Source organism: Methylophilus luteus (assembly GCF_042676265.1).
GTDB classification, from domain to species: domain Bacteria; phylum Pseudomonadota; class Gammaproteobacteria; order Burkholderiales; family Methylophilaceae; genus Methylophilus; species Methylophilus luteus.
The window spans coordinates 115,648-128,804 of the sequence record NZ_JBHTKB010000001.1 but is presented as its reverse complement, the minus strand read 5'-3'; the positions used below and the strand labels follow the sequence as shown (position 1 = coordinate 128,804).

The window sequence follows — 13,157 nt, the reverse complement described above, 5'->3', positions numbered from 1 at the left end:
TGATTTCTTTATCTGCCCCAAGTTTGTTATAAAGCGACCACTTTGGCCGCTGACTGGCTGGCCAGCTCGCGCTTGCGCACTTCTTCGCGTACCGCCGGGATGATGTAACGGCCATAGTCGATGGCGTCATACAGCGGGTCATAGCCGCGATTTAAAAAGGTGGTCACGCCCAGGTCGTAATAGGCCAACAGTGATTCAATGATGGTATCCGGGGTACCGACCAGCGAGGTGGAATCGGTGCCGCCGCCTATGGCGGTAGAAGTCGCCATATACAGCGCCTTGTCATGCACATCGCCTTTTTCGGCGATCGCCAGCTGCCGCTCGGCCCCGCCACTGTTACCGCGCCCACTGGTGAATGGGTTAGCTTGAAAGTTCTGCTTTAATGCGGCCACGATATGCTGGGCTTTTTCCCACGCCAGCTCTTCGGTGGCACCTATGATCAGCCTTACCGACATGCTCACCCTGGGCGCCACTACGCCGGCGGCCTGGGCGTAGCTGTTGAGCTTGCCTATACGCGCGGCGATATCCTGCAGCGGTTCGGCCCAGAGTGCGTATAGATCGGTGTGCTGCACCGCGACCTGATAGGCAGCGTCGGACGAGCCGCCCAGTGAGATAGGCACATAAGGTTGTTGCAGCGGCTTGATAGGCGAGTAACCGCCTTTGATCTGGAAATACTTGCCGTCAAAATCAAATGGTTTTTCCGAAGTCCAGGTTTTTTTCACTATCTCCAGGTACTCCCCGGCGCGTTCATAACGCGCGGCTTTATCCAGCAGGGTCTCTCCATGCTCGGGCTCAGGTGCATGGCCGGTGACCGTATGCAGGCGTATGCGGCCGCCGGTGGTATGGTCCAGCGTGGCAAACGCGCGGGCTGCCAGCGTAGGCGCGGTCAACGCCGGCCGGTGTGCCAGCATAAAGCCTAACTTTTCAGTATGGGCTGCGGCATAAGCCGCCAGAAACAACGGGTCACCACCGCCATTGGCGATCAGCACACGGTCAAAATCGGCCTGTTCATGCGCCCTGGCCAGGTCGCGCAGATATTCAAGGTCTATCTTGCCGCGGTTGGCTGCACCCGGGGCTAACTGATTGCGGGGGAACAGGCCACCGACAAACTCTACTGGCATACGTTACTCTCTTTCAAAATATGGTTTTTAATGGTTGAAACAGCTGACCAGGATGCAGACGCGCCTGGCTGGTGCTTGCCCGGGCATCAGCGATAGTCAGACGTCAACGATAGAAGGCGAATCCTTGATCAAGGCCCGGGTATAAGCATGGCGCGGCTGATCCAGCAGACCATCCACTGCGCCGGATTCGACGATCACGCCACTCTTGAGTACCAGTACGCGATCTGAAATCGAGCGCACTATGCCCAGGTTGTGGGTGACAAAAATGATGGCCAGGCCGTTCTTCTGCAAGGATTTGATCAGTTCCAGAATCGCTGCCTGCACTGACACATCCAGCGCAGAGGTGATCTCGTCACAAATAAGCAGACTGGGTTCGCATACCAGCGCTCTGGCGATAGAGACGCGTTGCAACTCGCCGCCGGAAAGCTCTCGGGGAAAGCGGTCGGCAATGGCAGTGTCCAGCGCGACCCGCTGCAAGGCGGCGTTGACGATGTCATCTTTTTGCCTGAGCCGCTCAGGAAAGTAATGACTGATGGCATTGACCAGGGTCTGCCGTACCGATTGCCTGGGGTTCAGCGACTGGTAAGGGTTCTGAAAAATGTACTGGATCTGGTGGCTGACGGCGGCCGGCCTGCTCCTGGCAACGAATGACAAGGCATCGCCATTGAAATACAGCTGGCCGCTGGCCTGGGCATTGAGTCCGGCCAGCACCCTGGAGATGGTGGTTTTGCCGGAGCCGGATTCGCCTACCAGCGCCAGGCATTCCCCGCGTTGCAAATGGAAGGAAACCTGTTTTAACACAGCCTTGCCGTCATAACTGGCAGAAAGCTTGTTTACCGCCAGCAAGGGCTGCTCTGCTAACGCCTGCTGGCTGCCAGCGTCGGGCACGCGCGCTTTCACCACTTCTAGCGGGCTGACCAGTTTTAAAGGCAAAGGCTTGACCATATTGATGCAAGCGACCGCATGTTGGGTGTGGGCATGCACCTGCGCCAGTGGCGGAACCAGGGTGTTGCAGTCTGCAGTGGCCAGTTTGCATCTGGCGACAAATACGCAGCCACTGCCGCGCGACTGCAACGATGGCGCACTGCCGCCTATGGGGACAGGGATGCTGCGTAAATGAATATCGGGGATGGCACTGATCAGGCCCTGGCTATAAGGGTGCAGCGGCTGCGAGAACAGCTGGGCGGTGCTGGCCTGCTCAGCTATGCGGCCACCGTAGAGCACGATGACATGGTCGGCGATCTGTTTGACCACGGCCAGATCATGCGACACATAAATGGCGGCCACGCCGTAACTCTGGCACAGCTTTTTCACCGTTAACAGCACTTTGGCTTGCGTGGTCACATCTAGCGCCGTGGTCGGCTCATCCAGCACGATCACGCCCGGCCTGGTGATAAAAGACAATGCCAGCATCACGCGTTGCTGCTGCCCGCCAGAGAGCTGGTGCGGATAACGGTTGAGGAAGGCGTCATCGTGCAGCAACTCTACATCTTTGAGGGCGCTGATTATGCTGGCGTGTTGTTGCGCTACCGTTAACCCCGGCTGGTGCGCGCGCAGTACATCCTGCAGATGGGCGCGGATAGTGATCAAAGGGTTGAGCGCGGTAGACGGGTTCTGCGGCACATAGCTGACCTGCTTGCCCCGCACGCGGCGTAGTTGCTGTGCATCCAGCGCCAGGATATCCAGCCCGCCTATCCTGATCTCACCCGCGCTGATATGTGCGCCAGCGCGGGTATGCGCCAGCAGGGCTGTAGCGATCGTGGTTTTGCCCGAGCCAGATTCGCCGACCAGTGCCAGGATCTGCCCTGCCTGCACCTCAAAATTGATGCCGGAAACTATGGCAGTGCCATCGCTGAGGCCGACGGCAAGGTCTTTGACCTGCAGTGCCGGGCTGAGGGCTGGCTGAAGCTGCACTGAATCAAGCATAGGCCTTGCCCTCAGTTTTAGCAGGCTCGTTCGCGTCTGCTGCAGGTTGACCACTTTCGCTGATGCGCGAGAACCTGCGTCCCAGGCCTTCGGCCAGCAGATTGGCGCCCAAGGCAAATACCGCGATCAACACGATGGGGACCAGAATGGAGAATGGCTGTATCTGCAGGCCACCTTTGTTCTCATTGACCATCAGGCCCCAGTCGGCCTCTGGCGGAGCCACGCCATAACCAAGAAAACTCAGCCCGGACAGCAGTGCCACTGACCATGACAGCATGGTGCCCAGGTGAATGAGCAGCGGCGTCAAAATATTAGGCAGTATCTCGCGCAGCAAGATCTGGTGATGCGGGTAGCCCATCATTTCTGCGACTTCTATGTATTCATGTTTGGACACTGACAGCGTCAGGCTACGCGTCAGGCGGATCACGCCAGGCACGAAGGCGATCGCCACCGTGATGGCGATCAGCCATTTATCCCTGCCCAGCATGGAGACCACCAGCAACACCAGTATCAGGTGCGGAAAGGCCAGGAAAATATCGGCGATCCAGATAATGACCTGGTCGGTCCTGTGCTTGAAAAAACCGGCCACCAGCCCGAAAGCGATGCCTATACCCAAGCCCAGCAATGACGAGACCACAGACATCCAGACGATGGAAATGCCGCCATGCAAAACGCGCGACAGCACATCCTGACCCAGGTAATCAGCGCCCAGCCAGGCAGCAGACTGCGGCCCGCTATATCTGGCGGCCACCATCTCCTGCGCCGGGTAAGGCGCAAACCATGGGCCCAACAGGGCAACCAGCAGGATAAACAGGGTCAGTAACAGCCCGAGCCGGATCTGGCTGTTACTGCTGGCAATAAAGGATTTAAGTGCGCGCATGCTATTTGTCTATGTATAGGTTTGTTGTTTCAGGCAGTCCTGAGTTTAGGGGTCAATAACACCGTCACAATGTCGGCCAGCAGATTGATCGCCATCACGCCAGAAGCTAAAAACACCACCACCGCCTGTATCACCGGGATATCGCGGATATCCACCGCTGCATTGAGTGCGCTGCCTATGCCTGGATAAGCGAACACCACCTCGACCACCAGCGCACCACCCAGCAACACGCTGGCGATCAGCGCGATCGCCTGTATGGTGGGGATCACTGCGTTAGGGATGGCATATTTCCAGATCACCTGTGTCTTGCTCAGGCCGCGCAGATGCGCAGAAATAATAAAATCGGATTGCAACACTTCTATCAATGAACCTCTGATCAGCCGCACCAGGTAAGGCAGACTGGTCAGCACCAGGGTCAGCATGGGCAGCACCATGAACTCCAGCTGGCCCCAGATGGGCTGGGTGGACTGTATCAGTGACACTGCCGGAAAAATATTGAATACCAGGGTAGACAGCAACATCACCAGGCCATAGGCGATGGCAAAGCTGGGCACCGCTTTGACAAAGATCAGCAGCGAGATAGACACCCGGTCTAGCAGTGCATCTTTATGCAAGGCCAGGTAAATGCCGATGACAAAGGCGGCCGGGATCAATAGCGCCAGCGTGAACCCTAACAGTATTAGTGTGTTGTTCACCTTGCCTGCCACCAGGCTGACGACCGGCATTTTGGAATCTATGGAAACCCCAAAATCGCCTTGCAACGCTGGCGTGATCCAGTGCAGGTACTGGCTGAGCAGCGATTGATCCAGCCCTAACTGGTGATGCAGTGTCTCAATCGCCTCTTCTGAAGCCTCAGGTCCCAAGATCACGCGCGCCGGGTCTGAGGGCAAGGCCTGGGTGGCGATAAACACCAGCACCGAAATGGCAAACAGCCCGACTATGCTGGACAGGGTGCGCTTGACTATCCACTTGAATAAATAGGATGAAAAAAAACTTTTTTTCGCCTGTTTAGCGGCTGAACCATTTTCTGTTACCGGCGCTTGCCGGGCTGTCTCCGCTGCAGCCGCCGGCGTCAGGTCGATAAGATCGGCTGTTGCCGCGGCTTCAACCTGGCCAGACGAGGCCGGTGTAACGTCCTTCAGTTCCAGATTTTGCATGCTGTGTTTTAAACCGCCTGATTCAGCCATAGCTTGTCAAAGCGCCAGGTAGGAAAATGTGAACGCTCAGCCTGCAGGCCGCCGACGGCATTGGAGGCCAGATCCAGCGTATTCACATAGGCCCAGATGATAAGGCCGCCTTTGTCGTGCTGTATCTGCTGGGCTTCATGCACCAGTGGCGTACGTTTTTCAAGACTCTTGGTCGAGATCGCCTGCCGGAACAGCGTATCGAAGCGCTCATCGTGAAAGTGCGTTTTATTGGCGCTGGAAAGAAAGCTATCGACACTGGCTGCCGTGTGCAGGAACTCCCCACCCAGGCGGCTATTGGTGCTTAATTGCCAGTCAGTGCGCTTGGGGCCTCCAAAAGTGGCGGCATCAACCTGGTTGATCTTGATGTTGACGCCGGCTTTTTTGGCCTGCGCCGCAAACACCTGCGCCACCGGCGAACCGCCAGCCACGGCAGACAGGCCGGGGCCTACGGTCAACTCTACGGTCAGGCCTTCGTATCCGGCCTGCTTGATCAGCGCCCGCGCCTGCTCGGGGTCGTACGGGCGTTGGGCGATGCCGTGATTAAAGGTAGGGTCCAATGGCGAGTAGATATCATTGGCGATGCGGCCCTGACCAGCCAGGGCGCGGTCTATCACTTCCTGGCGGTCTATCATCAGACGGAAAGCCTGCCTGACACGGTCATCTTTAAACGGTTCTACACTGAGGTTGAGGTCTATGGACTGGAAACCGTGGGTCTGGTTGGTGATCACCTGTATCGCCTGGTTGTTTTTCAAGGCGGTGACCTGTTCGGGGGCCACGCCATTCGCCATATCGATCTGGCCGCTCAGCAGTGCCGAGATACGTGCGTACTCATCCTTGAAATCGATGATCTCCAGTTCATCCGGATAGGGCTGGCCGGACTTGTAGAAATTCTCGAAGCGGGTGAATACCGAGCGTTGCCCGGGGACGAATTCTTTCAGTTTGAACGGCCCGGCGCCGACCGGATTGGTCACCGGGTGGTAATCCACCGGCACGATGCCGCCAAAGTTCACCCAGGCGTCAGGTAGCGACAGCAGGCCACTGCCACCGCGTATGGGGATCTGCACCGTGCGCTCATCCAGCTTGACCAGGTTATCGCGGTCTATCCATTTCACATAGCCCAGATAAGGCGAGGCCAGCTCGGGGTCGGACAATCTGCGGGTCGAGTAGATAAGGTCATCGGCAGTGATGGTTTTGCCATGGTGGAATTCCAGATCTTTTTTCAGCCGTATGGTCCACAAGGTCGCATCGTCATTAACTTCGACCTCCTCGGCCAACGCCAGGTCCGGCGTCATGTGTTCGCCCCACTCCCACAACTTACTGTAAAGCGCAAAGCCACGTATGATCGCGCTCGAAGTGGTGGGTTTATGCGCGTCCAGATCGCCGGCCTTGCTGCCATCGATAATGCCCATGCGCAACCTGCCACCATGTCTGGGGGTGGTGGAGCGGGTGTAGGTGCTGCTGGCAGCTTTTTGGTCAGAGCAAGCGGTCAGCAAGCCGCCACCCAGCAGCAGGCTACCGCCCAGTGCCGCCCCCTGGATCAGAAAACCTCTCCTGGATAATTCACTACTCATTATGCTGCCTCCTGTTGATCCAGTGACTGATTGCGTTCGCCGCGTGTCGGGTAGCTAGCCCTGCGCACCGGAGATAACAGCGGCACCTCAAAGCCATGATCCAGATCCAGCAGCGGGAACAGCAGATCGGCGACGCGCTGTGCTTCTTCGATCAATGGCCAGCCGGACAAGATAAAGGCATGCGTGCCGTGCGCTTCAAACTCTTTGATCCTGGCTGCCACATTTTTGGCGCTGCCGACCAGGGTAGTGCCTGACAACGGGGCGACGATATTGAAGCCATGCAGGGCCGGGCCAGTCCAGATATTCGGGTAAATCTCGTAATCTTTCGCTTTAGGCAGGTAGCCGGCGCGCACTGCTTCTATATTTTTCTGCACTTGCGGGTTATCGCTTTTGAAAGTTTCAAACGTTTCGCCTGGCGGCAGCTGACGGATGATGCAATCTTTGGCGTATTGCACCGAGGTGCGATCGACCAGATACTGCGCATACTCCCAGGCCTCTTCTTCTGTCTCGCGGACGATGATTTGCAGCCGGGTGCCAAAAGTGAGTTTTCTGCCTTTTTTCTCGGCTTCTGCACCCACGCGTTTGAACTTCTCGCCTAACAGATGCGGTTTATCGGCAAAACTCAGGTAGACATCCAGCAACTTGGCAGCCTGTTCCACGCCGGGCGCCGAGGTGCCTGCGCCCCATAAAGGGATATTGGGCAAAGGCTGGTTTTGCTGGCCACGATTGGGAGTGAGCAAGGGCGAAGGCTTGGGAGCGATCTTGATATATTGGCCGTCATAGCCGCTGCTATCTCCGGCATACACCTTGCGGAAGGCATCCCAGTATTCATAACTGAACAGGTAGCGTTCATCATGCTTGATATGAAAACCCAGCGAAGGCAGCACGCCATCATTGCCGTTAATCACGTTATAGATCAGACGGCCATTAGAAAAGCGGTCTATGGTCTGGGCGATCTGCGCCAGTTTAGCCGGCGCGATCAGCCCCGGATGCACGGCCGCCACGAACTTCATGCGTTTGGTCGTCGCCAGCATGGCGGCGGTCAGGGTGTGCACCTCGTCCACCCCGGTGGCAAGCAAGGCACCGTAGTAACCCAGTTTGTCTATGGTGCCAGCCAGCTGCTGCAAATGCTCAAACCCGGTATTCCAGCGTCCGTCTGCCTCCCATGGCACCGGGCCATCGGGTGCTGTCAGATACCATAAAATCTTCACTGCCATTTTTTTATTCCTCTTGCTTAAACTTGATTAATCGCTGATTCTTCAACCGCGCTCTTTAAAAACGATAAGCGTAGGTCGCCTGGATCGCGAACGGTGCGGTCGGGGTGATGAACTCGGAAGTACCCCCGGTCAGGCCAGTCACATAGTTCTTCTGGTTGGTGATATTCAGGAACCTGATCGCGCCATCCCACTTAGGCTGGCGGTAATACAGCGTGAGGTTCAGGTTGTGTTCATTGGGCACTTTGACGGTACGCGCGATGTTGGTATACCAGCTGCTGGTCCACCAGCCAGAGAGCTCAGCACCTAGCCCGGAAGGCAGGCGATAGTCTATAAATGCATTGGCTGAATATTTAGGGATGGCAGGCGCAGAAATCGAGCCCGGTGCAGTCGCCCTGGTCAGCGAGTTACCATCAGCAAACACGGTCGCGTTATCGGCGACGAATCCCACTGGCGAGAAAAATCCTGCCGGGTAGGAGATATTGCTGAACCTTGCATTGATAGATGACAGGTTGGCACCCGAACTCAGGCGGTCAGTGGCCTGAAAGCGGATGGCAGATTCAATGCCTTTCACTTCCAGATAGGTAATATTGCCTGAAGTATCCGGGCTAAGATCACGCGTCTGGCGGTAACCGGCCAATGACAAGAACAGCTTGTTCGGGATAGGCTCAGACTTGATGCCCAGTTCGCGCAACTCGCTCAGACTTTCAAACGCCAGTGGATTCAGTGTGTTGCCGGACGGTGCCCAAGTCAGCACATCGGCAAAACCACCGGTGTTTAAAGCATACGACCTGTCATAGGTGTAATAAATGGTGGTGTTTTCCAGCGGTTTGACATACACCGACGCTTGCACACTAGGCAGTACAAAGTTCTGCTCATCGCTGCGCTCCTGGTCAGGCGTGATCACCAGCGGGTTCTTGATCTTGGCGTTGATATGCGTTGAATTCAAACCCAGATTAAAGCCTACCCGTTTATTGATAGAGATATTCTGCTGGGTGAATATCGAGGTGCTGGTCCAGCTACCTTCGCCGGTATACACCGCGCCGCCGCTGGCGGGTGAACCGCCGACTTCAGAATACAGCCCGCCCCCGGCCGGGTACATACGTGGCAGGTTCAGATACCCAAAGTAACTGGAGAGCTGCGGCACACCGGCAGTGCCTATCCATGAACCAGAACCGCCAGGCACCGGCAAGCCATATAAACCGGCAGGTGATTTAAGCGACAACGGCGCAGTCAGGTCATAAGGCGCCACCGTAAAGCTGTTATTAGCTGCCAGTGATTTAAAGCGTTCGTGGCGGATAGAAACACCGGTATTGCTGTTGTCCTGGATGTCCAGTCCAAACAGGTCGAAGTTGGTTTTGCCTCTGAGCTCAAAGCGGTCATCAAAGATCTTGTCTTCAAATTGCGCAAGAAAGCTGCCAACAGAATCGGTAGTATCTTTTGAATACTGGAAAAAACTGCTGTTGAGGATAGACCAGTTAGGCGTCAGATCCACCGCCACCCGCAACTGCGAAGTGGCGCGCTTGGCGGTGTTCTCGTCATCCGGGTTGGAGAAATCAGAGCGTGACAGTGAAGTCAGGCCATTGCCGGCCAGCGTCGGGTCATAGACCCAGCCACGCACAGTACCGGCCTGGCCTGGCGTGGTGAACGGTGCCGCCACATTGGCACCGGCGATAAACTGGCCCTGGGCGTTACGTGTACGTTGTTGCCAGCCCACCACCTGTGAATTAGGGCTACCATTGGCATAAACCGGCGAGTAGTACTGCGTGACGCCGCCAACGACTTTACTGATGATAGGCGTGGCCCGGCCGGCATAATATTTACCCTTATCGATCAAGTCCTGGGTGGCGCGGTTCCAGCCGTGGGTGACATTGAAATCATAATAGTCATCGTAACTGGCATTCCAGTCTATGCGCACATTATCAGTAGGCTTCCACGCTAGGGCACCATACACCGAATTAAAATCGTTGCTGATATTCTTGTAATAATCGTTGGAGCGCTGCGGCGTGAAGCTGACGCGGTAAGCCAGCTTGTCATTGATAGGGCCGGTAGTATCGTAAGTCACCTTGCCGGAAAAATAGGAATCGCCACTGGGGATCAATGTACCCAGCTGCACATTCACCTGGCTACGCTGTTTTTCAAAGTCAGGCTTCTTGCTGATGTAGTTGGCATAACCGCCACTACGTGAACTGGGGCCAAAAACTTGCGAAGGCGGGCCGGCCACGATATCGACAGACTCAAACGCATTCATGTTGAATGGATGCCGTACATTGTATGTACGCTGGCCATCCTGGAAGATCTCCGAGTTCTGGCCGCGGATCAAAGGTGCGATAGAAACGTTCTGACCGCCATTGCGGGTAATGCCTGGCGCATATTTCACCAGGTCATCCGCAGTTTTGATCGGGTCGCGCTGCAATTGCTCTTCCGAGATCTGCGACACAGAGCGCGAGGTATCCAGCACTGAAGTATCTGTACCATAGACAGAGGCGCTAGGTCTTTTAGGCAACACGGTCTTCACTCTTTTGCGCTTAACCACCACTGCGCTGAGCTCGCTGTCGCCATCGCTACTGCTATCGTTTTCTTCCAGATTTTCATCAACCACGCCTACCTCCTGCTTGTTGATGGCCTCGCTGACATTATTGTCAGCTGGTGTCTGCTCCTCTGCGAATGCGCTGGTGCTTACGATGAAATTAAGGATGGTGGCACTGGTAATGAACTGTTTGAACGCGAGTGAGCGTTTCTTCTTGAATAACATTCTCTTCCCTTACTTTTTATAAAAACTGGCTTGCGTGCAATTTTTTTAATTGCATCATTGCAGGGAGAGATGGCAATTCACGTGCCAAACATATTTTCAACAGTTCTTACAAATCAAAAAGAATGTCACCAGTTAATTTACAAGTAGCGCAGTACTTTCAATTTAAACAGCGCTGAGACTGGCCTGCTGCAACAGCTCTTTATTGCGCCGGATAAAGCTGTAAACGTAGGACGTCGAGATGTTTTTTCCCAGGTAGTTCTCCAGCGCTGTTTTCAACAGTTTGGCGTCTATATGTTGCTGATGCAGCTGGTTTTTTTGCCGATATTGCACAACAAATTGGCGTTCTTGCTCCACACTCATCACTGCGTGATGGCGTCCGCCACGCGCTGCATGTTTCAAGGGCTTGCCATGCACAAAGCGCGAACGTAACTGCGACACCCAATTATTGGAAAAGCCTAAAACCTTGGCGGTCTCGTCAATATCCATCTGGTGCGCGACCGGCAAAATAAACGCCAATGCCTGCTTTAGCTGATCCACATTTTTTGATTCCTTGATGATCTGGTAAGCGGTCATCTTGAGTCTTTCATATTCCTGGTCATCCACAATTTCACCTAAGCCTTATTCTTTAGTTTTGATCTGCAATTGAAATCTCCTGCCAAAAACGGATGTTTATTAATGAGCAATTTCTTGTCTCACCAGAAACATACTGTTTATAAAAACACAGTTAATGCGCCGGAAATCTCATGACTTTTTTGGATTGAAAATGAATTACTGTAATGCCCATTGAAGCGCGTGCACGCGATACAAGGCTTAATCAATGGGCTATGAATAATTAATTTACAAGTGATTAATCCGCAAGTTATATGCCAATCACTTGCTAAAGCTTTGTTGTATCTAAACTCACGGCCGCATGCAGGCACATGGCTGCAGTGCCCAAGATGAAAAGACATAGGATTGGACAGCCGCAGCATAGAACAACGGCTTGGCGTGACAGCAAAGCAAAAAGCCCTCAATTTGCATTGAGGGCTTTTTGTGTGCAGCGGCAACAGGCTTGATTGCTAATCGCCAGAGACGGACGAAATATCTAATCACCCGACACTGATGGTATCTCTAATCAGCCGACACCGATGGTATCTTATGTATGCTCAGGTCTGCGCCATCAAACTCTGATTCTGCATCCAGGCGTATGCCTACCAGCGCTTTCAGCAAGCCATAGACCAGGCCGCCGCCGACCACGGCGATGCTGATGCCGGCCACGGTGCCTAGTAACTGGCTGACCAGGCTGACGCCGCCCATACCACCCAGGCTGGCGCTGCCGAAGATGCCGGCGGCGATGCCACCCCAGGCGCCGCATAATCCGTGCAGCGGCCACACGCCGAGCACGTCATCGATTTTCAGGCGGTTTTGCGTCATGGTGAAAGCCCAGACGAAGATCGCACCTGCCACGCCACCGGTGACCAGTGCGCCCAGCGGGTGCATCACATCTGAACCGGCACAGACGGCGACCAGGCCAGCCAGCGGGCCGTTGTGCACAAAGCCGGGGTCATTTTTGCCCAGGATCAAGGCCGCCAGGGTACCGCCGGCCAATGCCATCAGCGAGTTGACAGCTACCAGGCCGGAAATATTCTGTATCGCCTGCGCAGACATGACGTTAAAACCGAACCAGCCGACCGTGAGTATCCAGGCACCTAGCGCCAGGAAAGGGATATTGGAAGGCGGATAAGCATGCAAGCGGCCCTCTTTGGTGTAGCGGCCACTGCGGGCGCCTAACAGAATGACGGCGGCGAGTGCGATCCAGCCACCCATGGCATGCACGACGATGGAACCGGCAAAATCATGGAAACCGGCGCCAAAGCTGGCTTTTAACCAATCCTGGAAACCGAAATGATTATTCCAGGCTATGCCTTCAAAAAACGGATAGACCAAACCGACGATAAGAAAGGTAGCCGCCATTTGCGGATTGAACTTGGCGCGTTCGGCTATGCCGCCGGACACGATGGCGGGAATCGCCGCGGCAAAGGTAAGCAGGAAAAAGAATTTCACCAGCTCGTAGCCACTTTTAGCGGCCAATACATCTGCACCGCTGAAAAAGTTGATGCCATAGGCGATGCTGTAACCAATGAAAAAGTAGGCGATGGTAGACACACAAAAATCCACCATGATTTTGACCAGTGCATTGACCTGGTTTTTCTGACGCACGGTGCCGACTTCTAAAAATGCAAAACCGGCATGCATTGCCAGCACCATGATGGCCCCCAGCAATACAAACAAGACGTCATTAGCTGACACTAATGCTTCCATTTTCGCTCTCCGAATAATATTTTAATGAATGGCGTTTTGCCCGCAGGCACGCCTTTTTTTCTAAAATTCGCAGTGGTTAAGCAATTATCAGACCATTATTATATGATTGATTTAAAAGGAATTTGTTTTTGACCGGGCAGAAAAATGCACCAAAATTGAACTCATGCGAGTGCATTGCACTTTTTTAGTGCAAATTAGTAGA

The 13,157-nt window shown here is 54.6% G+C and carries 9 protein-coding genes; all 9 read right to left on the bottom strand.

Going from position 1 to position 13,157, the window contains the following annotated elements; all coding sequences use genetic code 11:
* Window positions 1-26: 26 nt before the first annotated feature.
* The 9 genes from ACFQ1Z_RS00575 to ACFQ1Z_RS00535 all read right to left on the bottom strand — a co-directional run bounded on the left by ACFQ1Z_RS00575 (window position 27) and on the right by ACFQ1Z_RS00535 (window position 12,955).
* The gene (locus ACFQ1Z_RS00575) at window positions 27-1,121 is read right to left on the bottom strand and encodes an LLM class flavin-dependent oxidoreductase (protein ID WP_379054585.1); all 1,095 of its coding nucleotides are present in this window, start codon (window positions 1,119-1,121) and stop codon (window positions 27-29) included.
* Window positions 1,122-1,217: 96 nt separating this feature from the next.
* The gene (locus tag ACFQ1Z_RS00570; protein ID WP_379054583.1) at window positions 1,218-3,047 is read right to left on the bottom strand and encodes an ABC transporter ATP-binding protein; all 1,830 of its coding nucleotides are present in this window, start codon (window positions 3,045-3,047) and stop codon (window positions 1,218-1,220) included.
* A complete protein-coding gene (locus tag ACFQ1Z_RS00565) occupies window positions 3,040-3,927 on the bottom strand; it encodes an ABC transporter permease (RefSeq protein ID WP_379054581.1) in 888 nt (295 codons plus the stop codon). The genes ACFQ1Z_RS00570 and ACFQ1Z_RS00565 overlap by 8 nt, the downstream gene beginning before the upstream one ends.
* A 29-nt stretch (window positions 3,928-3,956) precedes the next feature.
* On the bottom strand, window positions 3,957-5,084 hold the full coding sequence (locus tag ACFQ1Z_RS00560; protein WP_379054579.1) for an ABC transporter permease: 1,128 nt from the start codon (window positions 5,082-5,084) through the stop codon (window positions 3,957-3,959).
* Window positions 5,085-5,092: 8 nt separating this feature from the next.
* Window positions 5,093-6,685, bottom strand: coding sequence for an ABC transporter substrate-binding protein (locus ACFQ1Z_RS00555; protein WP_379054577.1), 1,593 nt, complete (start codon window positions 6,683-6,685; stop codon window positions 5,093-5,095).
* Window positions 6,685-7,902 (bottom strand): LLM class flavin-dependent oxidoreductase, encoded by a 1,218-nt coding sequence (locus ACFQ1Z_RS00550; RefSeq protein WP_379054575.1) that lies wholly within the window; start codon window positions 7,900-7,902, stop codon window positions 6,685-6,687. The genes ACFQ1Z_RS00555 and ACFQ1Z_RS00550 overlap by 1 nt, the downstream gene beginning before the upstream one ends.
* A gap of 55 nt (window positions 7,903-7,957) precedes the next feature.
* Complete coding sequence (locus tag ACFQ1Z_RS00545; RefSeq protein WP_379054573.1) at window positions 7,958-10,654, bottom strand: TonB-dependent receptor; 2,697 nt, start codon at window positions 10,652-10,654, stop codon at window positions 7,958-7,960.
* Between the two features lie 162 nt (window positions 10,655-10,816).
* A complete protein-coding gene (locus tag ACFQ1Z_RS00540) occupies window positions 10,817-11,257 on the bottom strand; it encodes a hypothetical protein (protein ID WP_379054572.1) in 441 nt (146 codons plus the stop codon).
* 507 nt (window positions 11,258-11,764) lie between these two features.
* On the bottom strand, window positions 11,765-12,955 hold the full coding sequence (locus ACFQ1Z_RS00535) for an ammonium transporter (RefSeq protein WP_379054570.1): 1,191 nt from the start codon (window positions 12,953-12,955) through the stop codon (window positions 11,765-11,767).
* Between the last annotated feature and the right edge of the window lie 202 nt (window positions 12,956-13,157).

Coding starts and splice junctions, on each gene's coding strand:
- ACFQ1Z_RS00575 (WP_379054585.1), bottom strand. CDS start 1,121: ATGCCAGTAGAGTTTGTCGGTGGCCTGTTCCCCCGCAATCAGTTAGCC.
- ACFQ1Z_RS00570 (WP_379054583.1), bottom strand. CDS start 3,047: ATGCTTGATTCAGTGCAGCTTCAGCCAGCCCTCAGCCCGGCACTGCAG.
- ACFQ1Z_RS00555 (WP_379054577.1), bottom strand. CDS start 6,685: ATGAGTAGTGAATTATCCAGGAGAGGTTTTCTGATCCAGGGGGCGGCA.
- ACFQ1Z_RS00565 (WP_379054581.1), bottom strand. CDS start 3,927: ATGCGCGCACTTAAATCCTTTATTGCCAGCAGTAACAGCCAGATCCGG.
- ACFQ1Z_RS00535 (WP_379054570.1), bottom strand. CDS start 12,955: ATGGAAGCATTAGTGTCAGCTAATGACGTCTTGTTTGTATTGCTGGGG.
- ACFQ1Z_RS00550 (WP_379054575.1), bottom strand. CDS start 7,902: ATGGCAGTGAAGATTTTATGGTATCTGACAGCACCCGATGGCCCGGTG.
- ACFQ1Z_RS00545 (WP_379054573.1), bottom strand. CDS start 10,654: ATGTTATTCAAGAAGAAACGCTCACTCGCGTTCAAACAGTTCATTACC.
- ACFQ1Z_RS00560 (WP_379054579.1), bottom strand. CDS start 5,084: ATGCAAAATCTGGAACTGAAGGACGTTACACCGGCCTCGTCTGGCCAG.